At 58.6% G+C, this 24212-nt stretch carries 22 protein-coding genes and 4 pseudogenes; 11 read left to right on the top strand and 15 right to left on the bottom strand.

The features are described 5' to 3' along the window. The first annotated feature begins 38 nt into the window (after positions 1-38). The 3 genes and pseudogenes from DJ82_RS07175 to DJ82_RS07165 all read left to right on the top strand — a co-directional run. Entirely contained in the window at positions 39-839 is an 801-nt protein-coding gene (locus tag DJ82_RS07175; RefSeq protein ID WP_094581442.1) for a hypothetical protein, read from the top strand. A 162-nt stretch (positions 840-1001) separates the two neighbouring features. Beyond that, on the top strand, positions 1002-2318 hold the full coding sequence (locus DJ82_RS07170; RefSeq protein ID WP_094524407.1) for an RNA-guided endonuclease TnpB family protein: 1317 nt from the start codon (positions 1002-1004) through the stop codon (positions 2316-2318). A 49-nt stretch (positions 2319-2367) separates the two neighbouring features. Beyond that, positions 2368-2694 (top strand): annotated as a pseudogene (locus DJ82_RS07165) (PadR family transcriptional regulator); the annotation flags it as partial. Positions 2695-2728: 34 nt separating this feature from the next. Here the strand turns inward: DJ82_RS07165 and DJ82_RS07160 are convergent. From DJ82_RS07160 to DJ82_RS07120, 9 genes are all read right to left on the bottom strand, one after another. After that, on the bottom strand, positions 2729-3652 hold the full coding sequence (locus DJ82_RS07160) for a MarR family transcriptional regulator (RefSeq protein WP_094581441.1): 924 nt from the start codon (positions 3650-3652) through the stop codon (positions 2729-2731). Positions 3653-4150: 498 nt separating this feature from the next. Beyond that, the gene (locus DJ82_RS07155; RefSeq protein WP_094524383.1) at positions 4151-4570 is read right to left on the bottom strand and encodes a metal-dependent transcriptional regulator; all 420 of its coding nucleotides are present in this window, start codon (positions 4568-4570) and stop codon (positions 4151-4153) included. A 155-nt stretch (positions 4571-4725) separates the two neighbouring features. Further along, positions 4726-5517, bottom strand: coding sequence for a hypothetical protein (locus tag DJ82_RS07150; RefSeq protein ID WP_094581440.1), 792 nt, complete (start codon positions 5515-5517; stop codon positions 4726-4728). Between the two features lies 1 nt (position 5518). Next, positions 5519-6436 carry a hypothetical protein gene (locus DJ82_RS07145; protein WP_094557056.1) on the bottom strand — a complete coding sequence of 306 codons (918 nt, stop codon included), beginning with the start codon at positions 6434-6436 and terminating at the stop codon, positions 5519-5521. Positions 6437-6529: 93 nt separating this feature from the next. Then, positions 6530-7471, bottom strand: a complete 942-nt coding sequence (locus DJ82_RS07140; protein ID WP_143420522.1) for an FAD-binding protein — start codon at positions 7469-7471, stop codon at positions 6530-6532. A 3-nt stretch (positions 7472-7474) separates the two neighbouring features. After that, complete coding sequence (locus DJ82_RS07135; RefSeq protein ID WP_094581439.1) at positions 7475-8719, bottom strand: ABC transporter substrate-binding protein; 1245 nt, start codon at positions 8717-8719, stop codon at positions 7475-7477. A 71-nt stretch (positions 8720-8790) separates the two neighbouring features. Further along, positions 8791-9549 carry an FAD-binding protein gene (locus DJ82_RS07130; protein WP_094581438.1) on the bottom strand — a complete coding sequence of 253 codons (759 nt, stop codon included), beginning with the start codon at positions 9547-9549 and terminating at the stop codon, positions 8791-8793. Between the two features lie 3 nt (positions 9550-9552). After that, the gene (locus tag DJ82_RS07125; RefSeq protein WP_094524378.1) at positions 9553-10740 is read right to left on the bottom strand and encodes an ABC transporter substrate-binding protein; all 1188 of its coding nucleotides are present in this window, start codon (positions 10738-10740) and stop codon (positions 9553-9555) included. Between the two features lie 60 nt (positions 10741-10800). After that, a complete protein-coding gene (locus DJ82_RS07120) occupies positions 10801-11811 on the bottom strand; it encodes a HEAT repeat domain-containing protein (RefSeq protein ID WP_094557053.1) in 1011 nt (336 codons plus the stop codon). Between the two features lie 268 nt (positions 11812-12079). Here DJ82_RS07120 and DJ82_RS14965 point away from each other — a divergent pair, with 268 nt between their 5' ends. Then, positions 12080-12592, top strand: a complete 513-nt coding sequence (locus DJ82_RS14965; RefSeq protein ID WP_198948033.1) for a hypothetical protein — start codon at positions 12080-12082, stop codon at positions 12590-12592. A gap of 285 nt (positions 12593-12877) precedes the next feature. Then, a pseudogene (locus tag DJ82_RS07110) lies at positions 12878-13515 on the top strand (IS6 family transposase). 929 nt (positions 13516-14444) lie between these two features. Here the strand turns inward: DJ82_RS07110 and DJ82_RS07095 are convergent. Further along, positions 14445-14792: a helix-turn-helix domain-containing protein gene (locus DJ82_RS07095; RefSeq protein ID WP_394338190.1), complete on the bottom strand. Its 348-nt coding sequence runs from the start codon at positions 14790-14792 to the stop codon at positions 14445-14447. A gap of 228 nt (positions 14793-15020) precedes the next feature. Between DJ82_RS07095 and DJ82_RS07090 the strand changes: the two genes are divergently transcribed. From DJ82_RS07090 to DJ82_RS07080, 3 genes are all read left to right on the top strand, one after another. After that, the gene (locus DJ82_RS07090; RefSeq protein ID WP_241881454.1) at positions 15021-15929 is read left to right on the top strand and encodes a CPBP family intramembrane glutamic endopeptidase; all 909 of its coding nucleotides are present in this window, start codon (positions 15021-15023) and stop codon (positions 15927-15929) included. Between the two features lie 232 nt (positions 15930-16161). Further along, positions 16162-17031 (top strand): ABC transporter ATP-binding protein, encoded by an 870-nt coding sequence (locus tag DJ82_RS07085; protein ID WP_094524372.1) that lies wholly within the window; start codon positions 16162-16164, stop codon positions 17029-17031. Continuing rightward, positions 17028-18605, top strand: coding sequence for an ABC transporter permease (locus tag DJ82_RS07080; protein WP_094581436.1), 1578 nt, complete (start codon positions 17028-17030; stop codon positions 18603-18605). Before DJ82_RS07085 ends, DJ82_RS07080 begins: the two co-directional genes overlap by 4 nt. Positions 18606-18626: 21 nt before the next feature. On the opposite strand, the gene DJ82_RS07075 is transcribed toward DJ82_RS07080, so the two are convergent. After that, positions 18627-19637 carry a hypothetical protein gene (locus DJ82_RS07075; protein ID WP_094581435.1) on the bottom strand — a complete coding sequence of 337 codons (1011 nt, stop codon included), beginning with the start codon at positions 19635-19637 and terminating at the stop codon, positions 18627-18629. Positions 19638-19821: 184 nt separating this feature from the next. On the opposite strand from DJ82_RS07075, the gene DJ82_RS14520 reads away from it, so the two are divergent. Next, positions 19822-20277, top strand: a complete 456-nt coding sequence (locus tag DJ82_RS14520) for a MarR family transcriptional regulator (RefSeq protein WP_394338191.1) — start codon at positions 19822-19824, stop codon at positions 20275-20277. Between the two features lie 171 nt (positions 20278-20448). On the opposite strand, the pseudogene DJ82_RS07065 reads toward DJ82_RS14520, so the two are convergent. From DJ82_RS07065 to DJ82_RS07055, 3 genes and pseudogenes are all read right to left on the bottom strand, one after another. Beyond that, positions 20449-20772: pseudogene (locus DJ82_RS07065) on the bottom strand (site-specific integrase); the annotation flags it as partial. Then, positions 20769-21227, bottom strand: a complete 459-nt coding sequence (locus tag DJ82_RS07060; protein WP_094524368.1) for a hypothetical protein — start codon at positions 21225-21227, stop codon at positions 20769-20771. The gene DJ82_RS07060 and the pseudogene DJ82_RS07065, both read right to left, overlap by 4 nt. A 3-nt stretch (positions 21228-21230) precedes the next feature. After that, positions 21231-21812 (bottom strand): hypothetical protein, encoded by a 582-nt coding sequence (locus DJ82_RS07055; RefSeq protein ID WP_094524367.1) that lies wholly within the window; start codon positions 21810-21812, stop codon positions 21231-21233. A 182-nt stretch (positions 21813-21994) separates the two neighbouring features. Between DJ82_RS07055 and DJ82_RS07050 the strand changes: the two genes are divergently transcribed. Together DJ82_RS07050 and DJ82_RS07045 are read left to right on the top strand one after the other, a co-directional pair. Further along, positions 21995-22738, top strand: coding sequence for an ATP-binding protein (locus tag DJ82_RS07050; RefSeq protein ID WP_198948032.1), 744 nt, complete (start codon positions 21995-21997; stop codon positions 22736-22738). Then, a complete protein-coding gene (locus DJ82_RS07045; RefSeq protein WP_094524366.1) occupies positions 22735-23289 on the top strand; it encodes a response regulator in 555 nt (184 codons plus the stop codon). The genes DJ82_RS07050 and DJ82_RS07045 overlap by 4 nt, the downstream gene beginning before the upstream one ends. Here the strand turns inward: DJ82_RS07045 and DJ82_RS14515 are convergent. Then, positions 23270-23368 (bottom strand): annotated as a pseudogene (locus DJ82_RS14515) (IS200/IS605 family transposase); the annotation flags it as partial. The gene DJ82_RS07045 and the pseudogene DJ82_RS14515 sit on opposite strands and share 20 nt — an antisense overlap. Positions 23369-24212: the final 844 nt, after the last annotated feature.

Here is a 24212-nt window from a genome sequence, read left to right as displayed (position 1 = left end):
CAGAAAGGATAAGGTGATGTGGTTTGAATCAACAGCTAATGACCGACCCAAGCCCGCCGCCGGACGCTGGGGATATTATGACCGTTGTTCACGAGGCCGTCGGGGGCATCGAACTTGAGCCTGCAGAGAAACGGGAAATCTGGCGGTTCACCCAGCGTGAATTGCCGTATCTCTGGAGTCAGCGGACATCGTATTTTATTTTGGGGAGCTATCGCGACCCCTATATCCGCCGGCTTCGCGCCGTCCAGAACGAACTCACGAAGCAGCTCGGTGCCTATCCGTTCATCATGGGTGATCTCCTCGAACTTTCGACTGACCGCCTCAATACGTTCGATATCATGTTTTCGTTGCTCGCGACGTACAGCGACTACATCGTTGGGGTCTTCGAGAAGGAGAGTGGCGGAGGCCACTGGAATTGGGCGAGGATCGATGACCCGCCGTATTTCGACAAGTCGTACGTGTTCCCACGTGATTACGCGTGGGTGACTGACGAGAACCTTGACTCGCCACAGCACGTCATTCAGGCCGCCCTTGAGATAGCGTTCACAGAGGATTTGTCGACGGATGAAGTCAAAGCAAACGTCGAGTCGCTCGTCGATCGCGCCCAAGAGAGCGGTCTCGACATCGACGAACAGGAGGTGTGGGATGTGATCGACGAGCGGGCAGATGAGGACGAAGAGCCGACAACGTACAGTTGGGTCCATCTCAACAAATTCCGTAAATTCGAACTCCACGAACGATGCTTCCCGTGGACGACAGAGGACGAACTTCGAACTGAGGTTGACGAACTCCCGTCCCCGACACCACGTCCGGAGTGGGAAGAGCGTGAGGACCAGTGAATTATACGCTGAATTGGCGCAATACCACGGCCTTCAGGCCGTGGATACGCGCCGTCACTCCGTGACACGTTCTACTGACTTCGACAGGACTGGATATTCCACCGTTCTCAATCCCATTCTTTAGAAGAGAAGCGATTATAAGCAATTATACAGGCGTTCAGAATGCTGGAAGTCCACCGAACCCATCGAGCGAAAATCCTCAATTACAGTCAGGTAGAGGGCTCGCTTGACCGACACGGGTGGAGTGCCAGCAAACTCTGGAACGTCGCCAACTACCACTCCCGCCAAGTCTGGGAGGAGACCGGGGAGATTCCCGACCACGAGGAGTTGAAAAACGAGTTGAAAGGTCACGACAAGTACAAGGGACTGCACAGTCAGTCCAGTCAGCGGGTTCTGGAGGAACTCGCTGAAGCCTTCAACTCGTGGTACTCCAGTGATGACGAACGAGACAATCCGCCCGGCTACCGCAAACAAAACTACTACGACCAACAGGGTCGTCGCGTCCACGAAGAACACCCACGCAGTACGGTGACGTGGAAACAGAACGGCATCCGACACGACACTAAGAACAACCGTGTCCGCCTCTCCAAGGGAGCGAGCCACAAAGAACATCCGAAAGCGTGGGAGTACATCCTTGTCGAATACGAGACACGCCCCGGCGTCGAGGTTGAGAACCTGCAACAGGTTCGTGCTGTCTACGACCAAACAAAGGAGCGATGGGAGTTACACCTCGTCTGCAAGGACGAAATCGAGACGCCCGCCGCTCCCGGAACCGAGACTGCGGGCATTGATCTCGGTATCAGCAACTTCGCCGCTGTCGCCTACAGCACCGAAGACGCCGACCTCTATCCCGGCAACCGCCTGAAACAGGACGGGTACTACTTCCCGAAAGAAATCGCCAACTGTGACGACAGCAGTGGCGACAGGGCCACGCGACTTCATCACAAATGGTCGGAACGCCGCACCCACTTCTTCCACAGTCTCGCCAAACACATCGTGGAGAAATGTATCGAGCGTAGTGTGGGTCGCATCAATGTCGGGGACTTGGAAGGCGTCCGCGAGGACGAGAACGGCAAGTCGAAGAACTGGGGTCGGCACGGAAACCTCGACCTACACGGGTGGGCGTTCGACCGCTTCACGTCGATCCTCGAGTACAAAGCGAAAGTTGAGGGCATCGAGGTCATGGAAGTGTCCGAACGTGACACGAGTAAAACGTGTTGCGTTTGTGGAAGAGAAGACGACAGCCAGCGTGTCGAACGCGGGTTGTACGTCTGCGAGTCGTGTGATGCGGCGTTCAACGCGGACGTGAACGGGGCGGAAAACATCCGTCTGGACATCAACGAGGAAAGTAACTCCGAGTCTACCGGGCAGTTGTCCGGGGATAGGAGTACCGGCTGGTTGGCACAGCCCGGAGTCTACCTGTACGACCTCTCCTGTGGATTCCAACCGCAACGAGAGGTGGGAGACTCCAAACCCTAATATCCCAACCTCGGGATTCCTCCGCGTTCACGCGGAGGAGGATGTCAACAGCGATATTCTTGCTCACCCCCAACAGCTCCCATCGATGTACGAACTCGAGGAGCTCAATCCCAGTGTGAGCGATGCGACCGTCGACAAGCACATCCAGAAGCTGATCGATGAGGGCATCGTGAAGGAGGTCGCCCTGGACGACGACCAGCGCCGACAGGGCTACCCCTGGAAGTTCTACGGTCTCACCGAAGAGGGTCAGGAGTTCCTGGAGGAGCACAACCTGCTCGCCGCTGAAGAGACACTCCAACAGATCTACGACACCACCTCCGATAAGCCCGAGAAGATGGTCAAGTACGAGAACGTCCCACGACCGATCGACGCATAACTCTTCCACCCGTGCCGGGCTCCAAAAGCGGCCACTATCCAATTTCGATTTCGTAGTCAGCCGCCAGTTCCTGAAACTCGTCCCACTCCGGGAGCCGGTCGTCGTCAACCTCGCCGTGCGTCTCGAGGTAGCGCAGCAAGGCGTCGATTTCGTCTTCGAGGCCATACTTCGCCGCCTGCTCTCGGAGGTCCGCCTCGTCGATGTCGACGTGGCTGAGCAGGAGGAGACAGTACGAACGGTAGCGGCTACCGTTGTCGATCAAGAGAGTGTGACAACACAGCTCCGCCGGCGAGACTGCGTCGAGTTCCTCGGAGTAGACGTAGTAGCGGTGGCCGGTGAGTAGGAACTGGAGATCAAACATCGAGAACCGAGGGAGGCCGGTTTCGTGGAATCCGTCTGCGTCTATCTCCGTCTCGGTTTGAGCAAGAAATTCGTCGTAGTCTTCCCAGAGAATCGTGCCCTTCGAGGTAACGGCTTTGAGGCGTTGGCGGTGGAAATGATGGGCGAGTTCACGGGCGAACTCGTGTAGGCGGTCAAAGTCGGCGTTGAACTCGTAGCGGCCGTCGACGGTCCCGACAAGCCCACGGTCGCGAAACCGCTTGAGGGCCCGGTTGACCGTGTTGCGGTAGTTGTCGCTCCGGTCAGCGATCTCGGAGACGGTTCGCGGCTGGTCGAGGTAGTACAGCACTTCGAGTGCCTTCCCGGTCAGCAGTTCGGGGAGGTCGATGTGGGAGTGCTGGCGGACGAGGTTCCGAAAGAGTTGGACGGCGCGAGCATCCGACGGTACGACTCGTTTTCGCCGGCCATCGCGTTCCGTGTAGACGAGCCCCTTCTCGACGAGTTCGGCGACGGCACGAGAGAGGTAACTCTCGCTGTGGTCGAGCTTCGTCGCGAGCTCGGAGATCGTGTCGCCGCGGTCAACCGTGGCGAGGACCTCGAGTTCGATGCGCCGGAGCACGGTGTAACATAGTACGAAACTTGTATATAAAGAAGTTTCGAGTAGTGTTACAGCCAGCAATCGCGAGAACCGCCCCCATCGTCTTAACCAACAAAACTATGGGTTCATGGGCCGTGTTGGTTAACACGAGAGTAGCCGATGTCCTACGAACCCCCGACCCCACCGGCGAACCTCCCGACGGAGATCGTCAACACGCTCAACGAGTCGAGCCCGGAGCCTTCTGCGCTCATTACACTCTCACGCTGGAACCATAGTATCATAAATCTTAGTATTACGTGGGACTAAAAATATCTCTTACAGCGCCTTTGTAGCCAAAATTCCGAGACTATGGGTGTATCATTAATGGAGTGTATCAATTTTTCGCATCGCCTGAACTTGGGACTGGACCACTGCCGGTCATACGACTTGGTCTCACGCTACCGTACGGCGCCCACTACCGCTTGCTTGTGCTGACCGATATCGGGGTCAGGAAGCATCGCTCATCGATATCGGTTGTAGTCAAGAACTCTCGTAATCGGTCGCTGCCGACGAGTTTGCTCCGTCGGAATGTGATGGGGCGTCCGTCTCAATGGGCAATGTGTTCGCCAGGCGCTCGGCAACGGTCGGACTCACGAGTCCGGCCAGTTCCATCGCCTCCTTCTCGTAGTCGTCTAACTCCAAGAGGCTCCGGAAGAACCACGAGATGGTCACGTAGGTTTCGTGTAGTTCTCCAGCACGCTCGCGCCCTGCGTCTGTTAGAGTCACTCCGTTGTACGCCTCGTACTCAACGAGCCCATCTTCCTCGAGTCGCTGGAACGTTTCAGTGACGGTCGCCGGCGAGCGGTCCAGCGTCTCGGCCACCGCATTCGTCGGGATCGGTGGATCGTCCTGATGACCGAGGATATACACGGCCAGTAGATGCTGTGCGGCTCTACTCATCGTTCGTCCGGCTGGTCTCGTGAGAGAGTGCTGTTCGCCGAATCCTCGCCACAGTCTTCTGTGTCAGCATCAGAACAGTCATCGGGGCCGAACAGTGCAGCGTACACCCACGCCCACGCCTTTGCACGCTGTCGACGAGGTCCCTCACCCATCGGTCATGCCCTCCGGACCAAGTGGTCTCGCACGGTTCGTTGGCAATCTTCACACGTCTCATCGAGCGTCGCGACCGTTGCGAGCACCGGATGGTCGACCGAAAAATCCTGATACAGGTACGGGATGAGGCTTCTGTGACGGATGCCGGCGTCAACACCGTTGTTCGTCGTCTTCTGGAGGAATTCCTGCCGGTCGCGAGCCACCTCCTCACAGTAGTCACGATGGCTGGCCAACGTCTCGTGACGTTGTTGTAGCGCATCGAAGCCGAGGTCAGTCAACGGCGTCTCGTTCGCGTCGACGATCCAGGCGATGATGTCGTCGACCGCTGCATCCGCCTCGTCGAGGTGCGCTTCCTCGCGTTCGAGCGCTTTCTGTAGCGCCGTCGCTTCCGCCCGCGGAGATTGTGCTTCGGCGAGAACCATCCGTTTGAGGTCGGGAGTGAATGAGGCCTCTGTCGTCGGAGCGAGTGCGACTGCGATTGCGTCAGTGAATTCCTCGCGGATCGTTTTCAGCAAAGACTCAGTCTCGTCGATGTCGGCAACGCTGTGAGGGCGAATCGTCTCGGTGAACACCGTTCGGACAGGCCGACAGCTATCGGTACTGGACGCGTCTGCGGAGAGGTGGGTGACCCCACCGGCTGTCGAGAGGCTGGCGACCGATGATGGTGTCTGCTCGGGCTGTAGCTTCTGTACCCGACGGATGAACGTGTCGTAGGCGTCCAGCATCTCGTCGATGGGCTCCCGCTCGGATCGAGCGCGCGTTCGCGCTTGCTGGATATAGGTGTCGACGGTCATCTCACACCTCTCCCTCGATTGGAGCACTCACGAGGCCGTTCTGCTCTCCCGTGTCCGCGAGGCCGAACGTGAGTTGCCAGTCGCCGTCCACGGCGGTCACCTGAACAGACTGTGGGGACTGCTCCGCGTGATGTCGACAGAGTTCAAGCGTCAACGGTAGCACAGGGAGTCGGCCGTCCTGCGCTGAAAGCGCGTAGCCAGAGATCTGTACGACAACGACTCCTGAACCCCCATCGAGGTCAACGGAGTACGGCGAGCGCGTGTAGCTCTCGATGACACCTCGTTGCTGGAGCGCGGTCAGGCTCCGCTCGAGTGAATCACCGTCTTCGCTGGGTGACTCTAGTCGTGTCGCAGCGTCGGCGAGAACTTCGGCCTGGTCAGCAGGAAACAGGCGCTCGTCGAGTTCGCTGGCCATGCTCTCGAGGAGACACAGACAGAGTTCGTCGGGATCACCGACGGTCTCGGCGAGCTCGAAGTACGTGTCCATGACGGCGCCCTCGACACTGTCGTATCCCGCTTCGGAGAGCGTCTCGAAGACCGCGCCGGCGACGCGGTGACAGAACTCGACGAGGTCGTGCCGCTCGGGCGTGGCGCTGTCGGTGAGATCGGGCTCGGAGAGCCTGTCTGGTGGGCTGCCTGTCTCTGAGTTACGTTCGTGCGCTACTGTCGTGTCTTGGGCCGTCTCCTCACAGACGATTAGGTCGTAGAATGGGACTTGCGGGTCGTAGCGTTGTAGTGCCGAGCGGTACTGCTCGGTGGCGCGAGCGGCAGCTCGCGCGGTGACCCGATCCGGGAACCGGGTACCGGCCGCTGGGACTGGCCGGTCGCCCATCCGCCCACAACGGAGGTAGTACTGACCGTCCTCGGTCGCGAGGGCTTCGATGTGTTCCCTGATGTCGATGAGTGTTGGGCCGACCATGGTGGTTTGGTGTCTTACGCGCTGTGTTGATCGAGTGGGGGAGAGTCAGCGTGGCGACTCCCGAATCCAGCGGTCACAGCCACGAGATGGCGCTCAGTTTCTGTCATCGGTGGTGTCGAGGCTCGCAGCGTATTCGGAGACGACATCGTCGTCCATCGTCTCGAGCAGTGCCCGCTGTCCGTCACGATCCCGACGCGCCCGCTCGTCGGTGCCGATCTGTCGGTCCAGGAACTCGGATTTTAGATGTTCGAGGGCCGCATCTGCCAAACCGGAGTCCACGTCGTCAACGAGAATCTCGTTTTCGAACCACTCGCGGGTGTGGTCGTCCCACGCTTCATCGCCGGCGTATCGCCCGTCGTGGACGACCCAGTCGACGTAGTGGTCCGCAACGGCAGGCCAGTAGCGGGCGGCGATATCGTCCCGGATCAGCGAGAGCGCTGCGTGCGCACCGTGGCCCGCACTGACGATGGCTTGATGTACCGTTTCGGTCGTCATCCATCCGGCCGCGTACAGCCCGTCGACCGGCGTGCGCCCGTTCTCGCTGTCGACCATCCCGAACGCCTCGTCGGTCTCTATCTCCTCGATGAACGGCTCGAACATCTCCCCGTCGTACGCGGTCGCGGCGAGGACGTACCGGACGCGATAGTCGCCGTCGTCACTCTCTATCTCGAACCCATTCGAATCCAGCGGCTCACCGCCTGCATCTGTCGGTGGCTCCTCGATGTCGACCCGCTCGACGCGCTCGACAGGCTCCTCACGGACGGTCCCACCCTCGTACTCGACTTGTGTTCGCCCCAGTTCGAGAAATCGGTCGGGCGTGATACCGACCGGAAATCCAAGGAAATTCTCGAGGACGGCACATTGCTGGATGGCTGACTTCCCACGAGCGAGGACGAGCGTGTTCAGTCCGTAGCGTGCGAGAAACGTCGCTGCGGACAGCCCGGCCGCTCCGCCCCCGACGACCAGTACGTCGTGATCGAGTGTGGAGTCCGGGGAGTCGGCTCCCGTCGGTCCGATAGTGTCTGTGCGTGCCATGCCTCAGATGTCGCCCGCGATAATGTCCTTGACGCGCCCGCGGTCGAAGAGCTGATTCTCCTCAGGGACCTCCGGGAATGACTCCGGGTCGAACGCACCGAACTCGTCGGGATAGAGCTGCTGTGCGACCATCTCGGTTTGCAGGAGGTTCACGATGGGGCCCTGCTCGCCGTACTGGCCCGGAAACACGCGGCCTTGCTGAACGGCCGTCAGTTCCTGTCCCACGGAGTCTTCCTCCATCGGAGTGACGTACTGCTCCCGAAATGCCTCGGCGGAGAAGCTATCCGTGTCGCCGGTGGTACCGATACCCCAGTGGACGACGATAATCTCCGGGTCCACCTCGAGAAGCGTTTCGTAATCGATCTGCCCGCCGTCTTCCATCTCCTGGGGGAACGCACTCGCGACGTTCAGATCCCGATACGGCTTCATCTCGTACCCATCGTCCTGTGTATTCAACGGGAAGAATTTCCCCTTCGAGGGTTCCGAGCCGGCGTTGACGAGGCCGATCGTCGGCTGTTCGTCGGGCGTACGAGAAGCGATCTCTGACTGCACCTCGTCGTGTAGCGTGGCGAACGCTTCGTATCGCTCCTGTTCTTGGAAGGCGTGAGAGAGCTGCTCGAACGCGCCGTAGAGACTGTACAGTTTGTAATCGTGGAACTCGCGTCGGCGGCGGCAGTTGTTCCCGAAGAACGGCGCGACGTTCTCGATGATCTCCTGCGTGTCGTCCTTGCTCCAGGAGTCGTCCCAGCCGGTCCCGTGGAGGTAGTTCGGATCCATCAGGAACACGTCCGGGTCGAGTTCGTAGAAACTCTCCTTGTCCCAACCGCCCTCGGACCACATCGAGGGGAGCGCGTCCTGGTCCGGGACGTCGATGTCGAACGGATCGAAAAAGAACCCCGGAATCATATTGCCCGCGGTGAGGAACCCCTCTCGCTGCCCCAGCGCGAACGCCATGTCGGCCCAGCCGCCGTTGTAGACCGTCCACGTCTCGGGAACGGCATCGAAGTGGACCTCTCCCGCGGGGACGATGGAAGCGGTGTATCCGGTATCGGTCTCGGTCGACTCCGTCTCGGTCTCGCCGGTTTCGGAATCGGTCCCACTCTCGCCGGTGGTCGTTGGCTCCTCTGTGGCCCCGCTACCGTCACCCCCCGTACAGCCAGCCAAGAAACTCGTACCCAGTAGCGTACTCCCGTACTTCAGATAGCCTCTACGTGTCGATCCGGTATCACTGCTGTCGTGAGCAGTCATACGTTTTAGGCCAGCCTAAAAATTAAAAAAACTATCGATGGGGCTCTACTGAGAGACCCTTCGCGTCGCCTCTACCCTCCGTCCGAATGGCTCCCCTCGTTTTCGAGACGCGGGTGCGTTTCTTGTTCGTCCGGGTGGGGCTCGGCAAAACGCTCACCCATTACGTCGAGCGCGCGCGCTTCGCGGTCCGCCCGCTCCGCCTCGTCGATCTCCTCACAACCGGGCGGCAAGTCCCGCCCACGGTCTGTAAAGTAGCCCTCGGGCGCGACCCAGTCGTGGTAGAACGGCCGCTCGTCGTCTTCGAGGATCGTCACGCCGACCTCGGCGCCGTGGCCGGCACAGACCGCTGCTTGGTGTGGCTTCTCGGCGAGCCGACCGGCCGAGTAGAGGCCGTCGACGCCGGTGCGCCCGCGCTCGTCCGTGTCGAGGAACGCTTTCCCGCGGTCGCTGATGCCGACGCCGTCGACGTCGGCCAGATAGCCGACCGCGTTCTTCGTCGCCGCGACGACGTACTCCGTACGGTAGCGGTCGACGGCGTCGGTCTCGACGGCGAATCCCTCGTCGGTATCTTCGACACTTGCGACGGTCGCGGTCACCTGCTCGCAGCCTGCTCCGGCCACTTGTTTTTCGAGGAGATCGAGTAGCTGGCGGCCGTTGACGCCGGCGGGGAAGCCGGGGGAGTTCTCGAGGTGGGCGTTCCGTCGGAGGATCGACTCGCCGGCGGCAACGACGAGCGTATCCAGCCCGTGTCGGGCGGTGAAGACGGCTGTCGACAGGCCGGCAACACCGCCGCCGATGACGACGACTTCAGGTGGGCTGGTCGTGCTCATTGGTCAGACGTCGCCGTTGATGATGTCCGCGACCCGCTGACGGTCGAACAGTTCGCCCGTGTAGACCTCGGGGAAGTACAGCCTCGCGTAGCGCTCAGTCAGGAACAGGTTATGTAACGGCCCGGAGTAAATCGGCCCACCACGGAACACCATGTCGTTCTGGACAGCAGCGAGTTCCGAAGCCGCCTCGTGGTCTTTCATGAACGCCAAGACAGTGTCTTCGAACTCCCCGTGGCTCTTGTTTTCGTGTCCCCGGACGAGAATGGAGTCTGGGTCGACTTCGAGCATCGTCTCGTAGTCGATCTGACCCCGATCGGTCGTCGAGAGCCCCTCGACTCCCGTGTCTGCGAGGGCGTCGCTAAGGCCGAGATCGCGGAAATGCTTCTTGTTCGCCCCTTGGTCGCTCAGCCGGTAGGGGTAGAACGCCTCCGGCTCGTTGCCCGCAGCGAACGTCAATAGCGCGTTCGGTCGATCGTCTGCTGGAGGAAGATCGGCTTGTACCCGAGCGATGAATTCGTCGTGGAGCTGTTTAATCCGGGTGAACTTCTCTTCTTCTTGGTAGATATGGGCGGTTTTTTCGAAGGCCTCGTACAGCGTGTAGTACCGATAGTCGTGCCACTCGTCGGTTCGGCGGAATATCGTGTTGCCGACGAACGGCGCGACGTTGCTACTGACTTCCTCGACGTCGGACTCCTCAAGCTTGAACGAGCCGTTGTTGATGAGCCACTGCGGATCGATGAGATGGATATCGCCGTCCAGCTCGTAGAAGAGCTCCTTGTCGACGCCGCTGTCGCTCAGTCGCGTCAGCGACTCCGCGTCGACGCTCACACCGTCGAGTTCGTCGTAATGACTGGTGTGGAACCGCGATGGCAGTCCCATCGAGAGGATCGAATCGCCGTGGCCGAGCGCGACGGCCATGTCGGCGTAGTCAGGGAAGTAGTGTGTGACCCGCTCTGGGGGCTCCTCGAACTGCACCTCCCCGACCGGAGCCATCTCGACAGTATATGAGCTGTCTGTCTCTGTCGATGTCTCCGTCGTCGACTGATCGTCCGCGCTCGTCTCGTTCGGCGTCGAGTCGGAATCGGACTGGCCCGCACACCCGGCGAGTAGTCCGCCGCCAATGACTGCGCCGCCGTACTTCATGTAGTCACGCCGTGTCGGTGCCTCGTGACCGCTGGAATCGTCTGTCATATTTTTTAGGCCCACCTAAACATTGAAAAACGTTCCGAATTTTAGGCCGGCGAAAAAATGTCAGCGAGGAGTACCGCACCGCGGACACATCGGCGGCCCACTCTTCGGCAGATCGAGTCCGCAGTGCGGACATGCGTCGCCGTCAAGGGCGTTCATTTCTTCGACTACTTCGTCCGTCCCGTCTCGAATCGACTCGATCGTGCCGACTCCATCGGGAGTCCCGCCAGATCTTTCGGTGGCTAACTGCCGCCGACAGAACTCTAGCCGGTCGGTCAGGAAGGTCGGTGGGTCCTCGTGCTTGGCCTCGACATCATCGAGGTCAGGCCCCGACTCGACTCCGGGCTCTGACGCTGCGAGTAGTCCAAGCGCTTCGGCCGCCCGCCCCTGCACGTACGGGTCCTCATCACCGAGTCGCCCTTGGAGCGGTTCCGCCGCCTCGGCAAGCTTTTCTGGATACTCACACCCGACGACCACCAATGCCGTACAGAGGTGATACCGGACGAGTTCGTTTTCATCGCCGAGGTGCTCGGCCAGCGAGTCGACCTGGTGGCGGAGTCGAGCCGGATCGCCGAGCGCGACGTACGCCAGCGCCTTCGCGAGTTTCTCTTTGACCTCGGGTTCGTCGAACTCCAGTCCGATGCGGAGGTCGGCCAGCGTCTCTGGATCAGTGACTTCCTCGAGTGACTCGACTGCGACGTAGCCGAGTGCTTCGGCACTCCTAGCACGGACATAGTAGAACTCCTCGTCGTCGGCCAACCGCTCGGCGAGTGCGTCGACGGCAGGCAGGACGGCTGCCGGTTCGGACTGCGCGAGCGTGACGAACAGCTTCGCGGTCGTCAATCTGACTGCTCGATCATCATCGGTCAGGAAGGTGGAAAGCGGGTTAGTGAGCTCTTCAAAGGAGAGTGGCAGGTCTTCAGCGGCGTCCCGAACCGCTCTCAACGCACGCTTACGGGTCTCAGTATCAGCTGCGCCGAGTCGGTCGAGACACCCCACTGTCCCTTTATGATCTTGTTCCTCGAGAAGAGTAGTCAGGCGGTCAGGCGGTGGCGGCTGATCTGGGTCACTCATTGATCTGTTCGGATATGTTACTGGCTTTCACGACCAATCGCTTCAATCCGGTGGTTCTGCGCTGCCCTGCGAAGCCTATACTGAGCGTCTCTATTGAGGAAAGGTGCTGGTGCAGGCGAGACTGCGACCACCTCTATGCTGCCGACACAAGCGCGCATCAATGTCGGAGACGCTGGACCCGCTCTCGGACCGTGCCTGCCGGATGACCGACGCCTAAAACACAGGAATCGAAATCACTGAACGGCTGCGAGACGGTGACTCCCTGCTATTGAGCGTTGTAGATAGTTCAATCCAGACGGAATACCTCAGCGATAGCTATCCAGAGTGGCACCCTGCTCCACACTCCTTTCTCGGAATGGTTCGGCTCCCCATCTACCGAGAGGCAACAGGTGAGAGCTATCGAGCGCTGGCTCGGTATCAAGAACTTGCCGAACCACTCGATTTGGAACACATCCCCGATGAATCCGTGTTGTCCCGTACGTGGCGGAAACGCTTCGACGACGGCGTTCGGGAGTTCGTCCAGGTTGCTGCGCACTTCGTCATCAAACAATCTCACGACCGCGAGTTTTCAGCTCCCGCTGTCCGGTCGAAAGCAGAGATCGTCGACGAAGTGGACCTCTCCACTGATGATGAGACGGCTGGCTGTGAATTCTCCGACAAGCAAATCTACCGGACGACTCGACTCACTCGTGATCACGGCTTCGATGAGTTTGATTCCGGTCGCGCTGCGAACACGACCTACGAAGACACGCAGTTCTTCGAATTACAGACGTTCATGTGAATGGTCAACTGCGGGACACCGCAAGGAGCGGCTCGGTTTCAGTATCGACACGGTTCGGACAGCAGTCCACACGGCGATACGCATCTTAGAACGATCAAACAGTTCACGCCAGGGGAGCTGATCGATGGATTCGATACAGTGGCCGATCGGCTGCTCGCGGTCATCGAATCCGAAGCATCGTTCCGTCGGCCGGTTACCGTGCGGTCGACATCACGACTATCCCCTATTTCGGGGTGGTGTTCAGATAAAGATGAATAGTGAGGCGGTGTGTTTTCTGAGTGGTTCATGCCCGAAAACACACGCCTCACTGGTAGTATCGACCAGATCGAATTAGGTTTTGTGGAACGGCAAGCGACACCGAGATTGCTCATGAAACTCGGTATTCAGTTTCATCTTGCTGGCCTATCACTTTCAAATACAGTCTCTATTCTTGGGATATTCGGTGTCAAACGTGCTCGGTCAACCGTTCATAATTGGGGTTCACAAGGCCGATTTACAGCCCGAAGCTGGTCGGTGTCCGGATCACGTTGCGGTTGACGAGACTGTGATCCGACTCAACGATGAGCAATATTGGCTGTATGCTGCCGTCGATCCCGAGACAAACGAATTACTCCATACAAAGCTTGAACCGACGACAACGAAGGTTCTCGCTCATTCGTTTCTCACGGAACTTTCCGAGAAACACGACGTCTCCGACGCCGTGTTTCTCGTCGATGGATCGCACTCGTTACAAGCTGCGCGTCACCGCCACGGCTTCGATTTCAGATACGAGAAACATGGAAATCGGAACGCTGTCGAACGTATCTTCAGAGAAATAAAACGCCGAACTATCTGTTTCTCAAACCGTTTCAGCAACGCCGAAGCAGAAAACGCCGAACGACTGGCTCAGTTCGTTCAGCTTCGCATGGAATCAGCTCATCTGAACACGATGTACAGCACCGACAACAGCTGAAAAAAGGACGAACGGGATCACAGCGACCTGTCGCTTAGTTACATTCATACTCGTATCGTCCCTTCCCCCGGAAAAATCTCTTCGGGTGTTCAGTTCGCACATTCATCTGACGGTTATTTTGACGCTGACGAGGTGAAACAAATAACGATCAACTGCTGCATGCAACCTCTGTATCTCGCACGGCGATCATATAAGAACTTAAACATTTCAACAGAGCCACCTCTGAGGATCTCAGCAGAGCTGGACGAGTGAATATCTGGATTATCGCATTCTACAGAGTCGCTATGCCACGGTAATCGCGTACAGTACGACACTCAGGCCGATAACCGTCACGAGACCCCGTACGAGCAAGACAATCCCATTCGCCCCGCCAGTCAGGTCAGCCAGCATAACAGCCACGTACACCCCTGCCGTTAGCAGACCGATACCGATGGCTAACGCCCGCATCTTTGGAGAACTGTTTCGTTGGTATCCCCGATAGGCCAGCGTAGCGACAAACAATCCAACGAGAGCAGTCACGCTACGGGTGATCGACACCACACTGAACGGTTCCATTGCTAGCACACTCGCTACGATCACCGCATCTCACCTCTGTACACGATCCACAGGATCGTACCTAATCCAAATAGCTCACAGCCACTGACGAGTATCGACCGACCGACGGTCCCAATATCGGTCGCCGTGGGCAACCCGACACGGAGCACCTCGGGCACCGTAATCAGGAAGATGAGTCCCACCGCGAGCCAGAGCATTCCGCGGTGAGCCGGTCCTTGACGGTAACCACGAATTAGAACGACGGTAATAGTCAGTGACAGCACTACAGAGACCACAGAAAGAACGAGTACACCGAGTGCGATGAACGGGTCTGTTCCAGCTGCCTCCAACTGTAAGAGGGGCATATCAGGACAACCCCTCGAATAGATCTGTGAAGCGGTCGGCAGGGTCGGTTGCCGAGCGCGTCACTGCTACTTCGCAGCTCCCATCAGCGAACGTGACCGTGACTGTCTCAACCGTAGCTGTATACCGCTTGTAGTGATGTCCGTCGGGGTCAAGTTCCTGCTGTTCAGCCACCAGCTCTGCTTCTTGTAACCGGTTGAGACGGCGGTACGCCGTCGCATCAGACATGTCACAGGCTGCACAGAGTTCATCGGCTGACATCGGTTCAATTGTGAGGTGAGCGAGGATCGCTCGCGCGTACTCGTCGTCGAGTACCGCCAAGACGGCATCCTCGTCCTCATCCATACACATCCCAGATCCGGGTAATAGTAAAAAGCCTGCTACGACTTCTGAGTTGGAAGCCGTGCCTGTGGTGATACGTCTACTGTGCCCCTTGGTGTGAATATGTCGTTACAAACGACACTTGATCGAACGGTACCGAATCGACTGCAACAGGGGTGGCGAATTCTCACCAGCCCAGTTTGGAATCACGATTCGAAACGGCTCCGCGCACCGCTACGTGCGCTGCTGCCACTCGTGATGACGTTTCTCGCCTTCGGAGTTGTTGTGACAGTCGTCCGAGGTCGGTTCGAACACCCACTACGAGAGGTGCTCGAATTCAGCCTGATGGCCGTGGTCCTCGTCGCAGCTGTGCTACTCGGAGCACGACTGTTTGACCGTCGACCGGCAGCAGAGTACGGGCTAGCGTTAGACAGCGAATGGCTACGATCGTTCGCCGTTGGTGGGTTCATCGGGATTGTAATCAATGCCGGAACGTTGCTCATCGCGATTGCTGTCGGATGGGCAACCGTAACCGGATTCTTTCAAGGGTCCGATTCCCTCCCGTTCCTGTCAGCGATGCTTTTGGTGCTCGCATATACCGGCGTCCTGGCATCGTGGGAAGAGTTCATTTTCCGAGGAGCGATGCTGAAAAACCTCGCCGAAGGTGCCGATGGATACGTTCCACGATGGGTTGCCGTCGGCATCGCCCTCCTCATCAGCACTGGCATCTTCGCGTTCATGCACAGCGGCAAGGTTACTGGACCCGGTGGCTACAGCTATTACTTGCTGGCTGGGCTTATTTTCGGCTGTGTGTATGTTCTAACAGGGCACCTCGCTCTTCCGATGGGATTTCACGTGTTCTATAATTTCAGTATGAGTGCCGTATTCGGTCTCGGAGTCTCACAGCAGACTCCCGAAGTTTTTGTTCTCAATGTTAGCGGGCCGACAGTCTGGATCGGCGAAGAGGGGATCCTCAGGATGCTTTTCGCAGCCGTCGGTGGGCTATTGCTTGTAGGCTACATCCGTTGGCGGGATGGCTCTCTTGATATCGATCACCGTATTACGCAGTGGACACCGAGAGCTGAAAACTCCGTGGGGGGCGAGAAGCCGGTGCTGAAAACACTCACTCGCAAACTGATCAGGAGTGAAATCATTGAACGTGCATAGTCTAAAGAATGCTACTCCACCAGGGGATTCACTCAAACGCATCTTTGAGCTTCGAGAACCACTTTGCATGATTGTGACGAAGCCTTCGTATGATTAATTCCGTCCACCAGTATCGGCGGTTGCTTGCGGGTAGATTCATCGGTGGGACCACTGGCTTAACGGGATGTCTAAGCTTCAGTAGTGATTCCACAAGCACAAATTCCGAGACAGAACTCACGGTTTTGGCATACAAATGAACACGCTTTCTGTCGAGAACTTGGGGAAGCGCTACGGAGACACCTGGGCCGTCCACGGGATAGATCTCACGTTTGAACCCGGAGTTATCGGACTACTCGGACCGAACGGTGCAGGAAAGTCGACACTCATGCGGCTCATTACGACCGTTATTGAGCCTACAGAAGGTGCAGTCTACTGGAACGACACGGATACAACAAAGGTTCCACAAGCAATTCGCAGCATTGTCGGGTACCTCCCGCAGTCGTTCGGCGTGTATCCGAATTTGACTGCCGGTGAGTTCCTCTCGTATCTCGCTGCGATTCGCGGAGTCGGTAACGCTGAAGCCCGTATCGACGACTTGCTGGAACTGGTTAACCTCTCTGGGGCCCGAGAGCAACGCCTCGGTGAGTTCTCTGGCGGTATGCGCCAGCGCGTTGGAATTGCACAGGCGCTCCTAGCCGATCCGGATCTGCTCGTCGTAGACGAACCAACAGTTGGACTTGACCCCGAAGAACGCGTGCGATTCCGTAACGTCTTGGCCGATCTCGCGGACGAGCGGATTGTCATTCTTTCTACCCACGTCGTCTCTGATATCGAAGCGACAGCCAGCGACATCGCGCTGCTGTATGGCGGTGAAATCCTCGCTCACGACCAACCGGCCGACCTCCTTGCGGATGCCGATGGTGTGGTCTGGGAGTGGGTCGTTCCTCAGTCGCGCACCGAGGCCATCAGAGCCGACTACACGATCAGTAGTGCCACCCGCGGCAGAGACGGCGTTCGCGTCCGCGTGGTCAGTGAGACAGCGCCAGCACCCGAAGCCGAGAGCGTTGCGCCAACGTTAGAAGATGCCTATCTGCATGCGGTCGGAGGACACCCCCGGCCATGAGCTGGTCTCGTGATGCAGCCGCTGTCGCACTCGCAGATTTTCGAGAACGCTCCCGCACGTCGAAGCTTGTCGTCATTCCGGTCGTGTTGGCGTACTTTGCAAAGCTAGTCACCGTCGATTCGACGCTTGTCGTCGGCAATACGTACACCGGTGTTCCGACAGCCGCGTGGTACGGCGGGTTGGTCGCAGGTATCGGGACGACGGTGTTGCTGTTGTTCGGCTATCCGCTCGTTCACGGCAGCATCGCCTATGATCGTACCACGAATGTCGCTGAATTCGTAGCGTCTGCACCGTTGTCAAACAGTAGCTACCTCGTCGGAAAGTGGCTGAGTAACTTCACACTCCTGGCTGTGGTCACGACGCTTCTGTTCGGCGCGACCGCCGTGTCAATTCTGCTCCAAGGAACCGGCCCGTTCAATCTGGTCGATATGGCTCTCCCATTCATTTTACTGACACTTCCGACGATGGCAGTCGTGGCTGCCGCTGGTGTCTGTTTCGAAACGCTAGGTCCTCTCCGAGGCACTGGCGGGACCGCCCTCTACTTTTTGCTCGCGATTGCAGGCGTTATCGGTAGCATCCCACCTGAGTCCCCGGTTGATCTGACCGGCCTCGTGGCGTTGCGCCAGAGTATGGCGTCGTCGATCGCTGGCCAGTATCCGGGTTTTGAGGGCCCAATCGGTTCATTCGCGTACACAGATACTGCGACCGGCATGGAGATGTTCCGATGGGCCGGACTTTCGGTGGGCCCCGCTCTGGTCTCGCGTCTACCAATCTTTGTCATTATCGGTGGCTTGCTCGTCGTGAGTGTCTTATCGTTTGACCGGTTCGACGATACGCAAGCGTGGTCGTTTGGGCTGTTTGATCATGGATCATCAGACGCTGAAGCAACAGCCGAGCTGCCGTCTACTCAGTTGACCGAGATGTCTCGTTCAAGTTCTGACAGCGGTCCCTCGCTCGCGTCTGTCACGGCTAGCGGATTTCGTCTGCAGCGGGCATTCATAGCTGAGCTGAAAATGGCACTTCGGGGCCGGCGACGACACTGGTATGTCGGTTGTATCGCCGCTCTCGTTGGTACGACTGTCGCCCCTCTCGGATCTCTCCGACCAACCGTGGTTCCGATCGCGTTGCTGTTGCCGCTCCCAGTGTGGTCACAATCAGGAGCACGCGAACAGATACACAGGACTCAGGAGCTGATTTTTGCCACCAGTAACCCGCTTCGACTGTTGGCAGTCTCGTATCTTGCCGGTGTCAGTGTCGGAACGGCCGTGATCAGCCCCGCGCTCGTTCGGTACGCTCTCGTCGGGAGTTCAATCGGGCTGGTCGGTGCGGTCACAGCGGTGCTGTTCCTCCCGGCGGCCGCTCTCGCCGCGGGCGTCTGGTCGGGTCGCCCAAGCCTGTTCGAGATCGGATATCTGGTAGCGTGGTATCTCGGGCCGATGAACGGACTCGGGCTGCTCGACTACGTCGGTGCCACGCAAGCCCCCGGATCTATTGCGATTCAGATCGGGTATTTGACCGCCGCAGTGATCGCACTCGTTATCGCTTCGATTGGTAGACGCCGGCAACTCGCGTAATCGAATTGGGTGCGCGCTGCGTCACGGCGTCACGATCAGGTCAAACCGATAGATTGTGTCTTGGTACTCGGCGACGACGTTTCGAAAATCAACTCGATCCTCGTAGCTATCTATTGGTTCAAGATCGCTGGCGATATTGAGTGCCTCTAAGACTTCGGAGAGACCGTCTGAGGGCGGTGCTCCCTCCTCGTACCGTCGCGGGTCTTCGCTGATCGCGTCGTCAATTACACTCCGTGCGGACTCGGAGAGACCGCTGGACCTCAGGTCGTGTTCGACGATTTCGGTTCTCGCGTACTCGTCGAATTCGCTGCGTGACTGTGTGATTTCGGTGACGGTATACGTCCACTTTGGAACCTGAACCCTTCGTTGCTCCGTAACTGGCCGGAAGTACGCTTCATTAACCTCGACAAAATCAAACGGAGCCGACGGGATAAGATCACTAGCGTCGGGATCGAGGCCGTGATGGAACTCCACGGTTTGCAACTCGTCGAATTCAGGATCACCGAGGAATCCATCGTTTCCAGCATAGACCGCGTCAAGTGCTGCGTCAAGCACTCGTTCGTCTTGTGTTGACAGATCGAACGGACGAGTTTCAATTGTCGCGTCGTCAGGTGGCGTTTCATCGGTCCGCTCGACTGCAAAATGCCATCCTTCACGCTCAAGCCGCCGTTCGTCAGCAATCCGGACGTGATAGAAGCTATTGTTTCGCTGGCAGAATGTCGGGTACGGCTTCGTCTCTCTTCCCCACTCGTCCCGTCCTACGAGTGGCCACTGTTTGATAGTAACACTGCCCTGATCAAACAGTTCCGAAACGTACTGCGCTTTCATTTCGGCAGAAAAATCGACTCGCGTCACAGCTTCGATCTCCGTCAGGTCGGGCTTTAGATACGGCCGACCGACCGACGAAAGGTCCAGTTCGTCTGCAATAAGCGCGTACTCATCGAGACTACCTGAATTCAAACAACCGGCAGTTGAGGTCGTAACTGCGGAAGCGCCGAGCAGTTGGAGGGCGCGGCGGCGGGAACAATACATGTTCGGGCAAAAAATACAATCCTCAAAACAAATTCTTTGTGGTTGATGTCTACACTCCATCGACGGGCGGACATGGGAACTTCCTCGAGCCGTCTTTCTACAAGCAGGGAATCCCGGCCTTTAGAATTTTCGGGGCTTTCACACCTAACTCTCATTACGGTTGACACCGTATTTCTGCTCAACGATTTCCATCGACCGAGATACCTTCGAGAAGGCGAGCGAGGACGAACTCGAGGAACTTTCCGTCCCGGATCAGGTCCTCGGATTTCTCGCCGCCAACGATGATCGCGCGTTTAAGGCCCGCGAAATCGCCTCTCAGATCGGTCTCGATGAGGGCGCGGTCAGCACTGCGCTCTCGAGACTGAAGGACCGCGATCTCGTCGAACATAAAGCGACGTATTGGGCGATAACCGACGACACAGAGCGACTCGACGGCTACAGCGGGTACGAACGAGCGACCGCCCTGTTCAACCAGCAACTCGGTACTGAGGACAAGGAGTCTCGGCGCGAACACACCGACCTCGGAGTCAGCACGCGATCCTCGCCACCCACCAAGCCGCACAAGCCATCTCCGGCTGCCTCGAACGCCGCTCGAACGGCAAGCAGGTCAGCAAGCCCACGTTTACCGCACCCACGGTAACGTACAACACTCGAACGATGACGCTGTTCGATGACGATACAGTGTCACTCTCCACGGCGGAGAGTCGCGTCCGATGTGAACTTGCGCTTCCTGTAGCCGGGGATGGCTACCAACGACAGTATCTCGACTCCAACCACTGGAGCGTCACGGAAAGCACACTCACCGCTCGTGACACCACGCAGAGATATAGCGGTAATAGGTTTGTATCGTGTTCTGCTTGAGTCCCCGATCTCCGCCGAGATGTCGGGCGTACTCCCGGAAGACGCGTTCGTCGAGATCGTCGAAGGTCGGCTCGCGGTCGACGTCGTCGGGGACGATCCCGGTCCAGTCGTCGGCGCCGCGGTCGCCGGCGGCCCACTCGGCGAACCGGTCGAGCTCGCGTGCAGCGTTACGTCGATAGTTCCCACCGTCGCCGCCGCGGCCTTTCCCCTTGTCTTGGAGGTAGCGCTCGAAGGAACCCGTGAGTGACTGATCAGCGCGTTCTCGGGGTGTCATGGTTCCTCGTTAGCGTACTGGTAGGTCGGACGAATGTCCTCAAGGAGCTCTTCGACCATTTCCCAGAGAATCAGAGAGGGAGTCTCGTGTTCGAATGTGATCCCCCAGCGGTCCTCCGTATCGGCGACTGAGTACTGGAAGTGCGTCCGTCCCAGATCGGGATGGTCTTCGTCCTGGTGCCAGTCGGCGTGAAAGCTCGTGTTCGGGTCGGTGTAATTGATACGGAACCAATCGTGTGGGTCCTGTCGATACCACTTGACGGTCAGTTCCGGCGAATCGGGGCCTGTCGGGGGATCCAGGCGGGCCGGATCGAAGATCGCCCGCAGCTGCTTTGCCTCGATATCGTCAGGAACGTACTCGACGGCCGTGACCTGTGGAACACGGTCGAGGACGTCTCGCTTCAGCTGGGCGTAGAGGTTCGCGTTCGGATCACCACCTGGATGTGGAACCGACATTCGTTAGCTGCTGGCCTCAGCGGGCTCTGTCGTCGGCGCGAGGAAGTCCCATTCGCGGATGGCGAAGCCGACGATCTGGATACGCCGTTGAAGATGCTCCCACTCGCGGGCGATCTCACGGCGACGGTCCTCTTCGTCGGCATCGAGGGACTCCTCAGCGAGCGTGCCGCGAAGCTGGTTCGGCGACTCGACGCCGAATTCGTCCTCCAAGTCGCGGATCTGCGCCTTCATGTCGGCGAGACGGTCCGTGAGCTCCTCGACAGTGTGTCCACTGTCCCGGAGGCGCATCGCCTCCTGCATCGTCTGACGCCGGTAATCGGGGTAGTACGTCGTGTGAGTACCGCTTTCGTCACGGTGGAGGATACCATCGTCGACGAGCCGTTCGAGGACGCGTTTGGTCGGCTCGTGTGACCAGCTCGCTTCGGAAGCGATCCAGTTGACTGTCCGCGGCTCCGACAGTTGCCGGGCGGTCATCCTCACGCGGTCCTCACCCGTGGTCTGGCGTTCAATCAGGCCCTCGGAGTTCGATTCGTCTTCGGTCATACAACACCGTTCGGGCTTTGTCTTAATATAGATTGAGGTCATTAGTCTTATACCGAATTCTATTCTTCGCCATCGCCTCGACCTCAGCTAAGGGTAGCCAGAGCAAACTCGGAGCCCGGTCTTGGTGGCTCTACCCTTGGTGGAAGCGCCGTCCTGAGGCGATTGCAGCATTCCTGCTTCACCGACGGCGGCGGGGTACTTCAAAAGTGGTCGTGATTATCTGTGTGATCAGGGACATCTCAGCACGGAAGGCCCGCGAGCGCGAACTCGAACTCAAAGAACGGGCGATGGACGAAGCCAACGTCGGGATCCAGATCACCGATCCCACGAAGGCGGATAATCCGCTGGTCTACGTCAACGACGGGTTCGAGCGGATGACTGGCTACACTCGCGAGGAAGCGATCGGGCGCAATCCGCGATTCCTCCAGGGAGAAGACACCGACTCCGAACAGGTGGCGCAACTCCGTGCGGCGATTGACGCCGAGGAGCCGACGTCACTCGAACTCCGGAACGAGCGGCGCGATGGAACGGCCTACTGGAATCGCATTTCGATCACGCCGGTGAGAGACGAGGACGACGTCCTACAGAACTACATCGGTATACAGCAGGACGTCACGGAACGCAAGGAGCGCGAGAGACAGTTCGAAGCGAGGAAAGACCTCCTCGGAGAGATTTACGAGACGACGACCGACTCGGAACTGACCTTCGAGGAGAAACTCTCGGAACTTCTGGAAGCCAGCAGGGACTACTTTGACCTCCCCTATGGTTTTCTGACGCGCATCGAGACTGGCGAAGAGACGCCGCTCAATCACGGGCAGGGGCTCGGTCTGTGGATGGTTCGGATGATCGTGACTGGGGCCGGCGGTGACGCGTCGGTCGAGACGACAGATGACGGAACGGAGGTGTGTTTACGGGTGCCGGCCAGCCGAACAGTGGGTAGCGAACTGTCTGTCGAGACGCCGAGATGACACCTGGGCAGTCGAACCGGGCAGTCGTCCTCGTCGTCGAGGACGACCGGAGCGTGGCCGACCTGTATACCGAGTGGCTCGAGGGGTGCTACGACGTCGAGACTGCCTACGATGGGACCGAAGCCCTCGAACAGCTGGACGAGACCGTGGACGTGGTGTTGCTAGATCGGATGATGCCCGGGCTCGCGGGGGGCGAAGTTCTCGAGGCGATCCGGGATGCCGATGTCAACCCTCGGGTCGCGATGGTTTCGGCTGTCACCCCCGACCTCGACGTCGTCCAGATGGGATTCGACGCCTACCTCGAGAAACCGGTCGATGCCACAGCGCTGCACGAGACGGTCGACCGGATGCTGGCCCGCGCCGAGTACGACGAGAAGCTCCAGGAGTTGTTCTCGCAGATCGAGCGACAGGACACGCTCGAAGCAGTGAAAAGCCCGGCCGAACTCGAGACCAGCGAGGAGTACCGCTCGCTTACCGACCGCCTCGTGGCGGTGCAGAGGGACGTCGAGTCACTGTTGACTGAACTCCCGGACGATGACTTACCACGTTGACGAGTACCGACTGACGGTACTTCGGCAACCACACTATGTGCTAGTTGAGGTCGTAGCTCGCGTGCCGTGTGGTCTTCATCCGTGCTGTACATTATGCTCCGTCGTCATGTTAATACTCCTGATGAACCGTGGGAAATCCAGACGTGGCGTCGTCGGTGGATGTGTAGGCTATTGCCCGCTTGACCCCCGCCTAAAGACGGGGGTATGCGCTCGTGTCTGTATCACGAGGAAATCACCTCTCGTGACTGGGACAGGACAGACGCGTTCTACTGTGTGTCTGGCCAGTACTGTTCATTGTGAGCTCTGAGCCGGCGCTGAGTCGCTGATCCTGATACCATGCGCGGTAACTCTCGTAGCAACGGCAGATGGAACTGACCACACTGTCTCAGTGGGCACGGTTACCTCATCGATCGCTAGACAGACGAGTTTCCCTTGTCCCCGCCGCGCCGCAATAACAAATTCAAACTGGCGTGATAGGTTGTCAGTCGCTGTCACGTGGACCGTTGAGAGCCCGTTCGCGCTCTCCCATGTTGTCGTGTCGACGACGCTGAGATCGCCTGCGGGAGTGACAGCAGTCGAGCCACAGGCTGGACAGGACCCTTCGTGCGGGGCCGTTCCGAGGTACCCGTAGTCGGTCTCACACGCAAAGCAGTGTTCCATGGTCTGAGACTAGTATCGGTCCACGATCGTCTCTGCGATGTGTGCCCGACCGGAACACGCTGGACAGGCAACTACGTCACCACCGTCTAACCCGAACACGGTCACAAATTGTTGTGAGACGTGTGCTCCGCAGTGGGCGCACTCAGGCATCGGATTACCCCAGCGAGCCCTCCATCTCGAGTTCGACGAGCCGGTTGAGCTCGACGGCGTACTCGATGGGCAGCTCCTCCGTGATGGGCTCGATGAAGCCCGAAACGATCATC

It is taken from the genome of Halorubrum sp. Ib24 (assembly GCF_002252745.1).
Classification (GTDB): domain Archaea; phylum Halobacteriota; class Halobacteria; order Halobacteriales; family Haloferacaceae; genus Halorubrum.
Note: the sequence above shows the minus strand (reverse complement) of the source record. Positions and strands in the feature narration are given on the sequence as shown.

Bases quoted from the DNA above. Each gene is read 5' to 3' on its own strand.
- DJ82_RS07175 (WP_094581442.1), top strand. From the start codon at position 39: ATGACCGACCCAAGCCCGCCGCCGGACGCTGGGGATATTATGACCGTT.
- DJ82_RS07155 (WP_094524383.1), bottom strand. From the start codon at position 4,570: ATGAGTAGAGCCGCACAGCATCTACTGGCCGTGTATATCCTCGGTCAT.
- DJ82_RS07140 (WP_143420522.1), bottom strand. From the start codon at position 7,471: ATGGCACGCACAGACACTATCGGACCGACGGGAGCCGACTCCCCGGAC.
- DJ82_RS07120 (WP_094557053.1), bottom strand. From the start codon at position 11,811: ATGAGTGACCCAGATCAGCCGCCACCGCCTGACCGCCTGACTACTCTT.
- DJ82_RS07130 (WP_094581438.1), bottom strand. From the start codon at position 9,549: ATGAGCACGACCAGCCCACCTGAAGTCGTCGTCATCGGCGGCGGTGTT.
- DJ82_RS07145 (WP_094557056.1), bottom strand. From the start codon at position 6,436: ATGGTCGGCCCAACACTCATCGACATCAGGGAACACATCGAAGCCCTC.
- DJ82_RS07125 (WP_094524378.1), bottom strand. From the start codon at position 10,740: ATGACAGACGATTCCAGCGGTCACGAGGCACCGACACGGCGTGACTAC.
- DJ82_RS07170 (WP_094524407.1), top strand. From the start codon at position 1,002: ATGCTGGAAGTCCACCGAACCCATCGAGCGAAAATCCTCAATTACAGT.
- DJ82_RS07090 (WP_241881454.1), top strand. From the start codon at position 15,021: ATGACGTTTCTCGCCTTCGGAGTTGTTGTGACAGTCGTCCGAGGTCGG.
- DJ82_RS07060 (WP_094524368.1), bottom strand. From the start codon at position 21,227: ATGTCGGTTCCACATCCAGGTGGTGATCCGAACGCGAACCTCTACGCC.
- DJ82_RS07150 (WP_094581440.1), bottom strand. From the start codon at position 5,517: ATGACCGTCGACACCTATATCCAGCAAGCGCGAACGCGCGCTCGATCC.
- DJ82_RS07045 (WP_094524366.1), top strand. From the start codon at position 22,735: ATGACACCTGGGCAGTCGAACCGGGCAGTCGTCCTCGTCGTCGAGGAC.
- DJ82_RS07080 (WP_094581436.1), top strand. From the start codon at position 17,028: ATGAGCTGGTCTCGTGATGCAGCCGCTGTCGCACTCGCAGATTTTCGA.
- DJ82_RS07085 (WP_094524372.1), top strand. From the start codon at position 16,162: ATGAACACGCTTTCTGTCGAGAACTTGGGGAAGCGCTACGGAGACACC.
- DJ82_RS07135 (WP_094581439.1), bottom strand. From the start codon at position 8,719: ATGACTGCTCACGACAGCAGTGATACCGGATCGACACGTAGAGGCTAT.
- DJ82_RS07095 (WP_394338190.1), bottom strand. From the start codon at position 14,792: ATGTGTATGGATGAGGACGAGGATGCCGTCTTGGCGGTACTCGACGAC.
- DJ82_RS07075 (WP_094581435.1), bottom strand. From the start codon at position 19,637: ATGTATTGTTCCCGCCGCCGCGCCCTCCAACTGCTCGGCGCTTCCGCA.
- DJ82_RS07055 (WP_094524367.1), bottom strand. From the start codon at position 21,812: ATGACCTCAATCTATATTAAGACAAAGCCCGAACGGTGTTGTATGACC.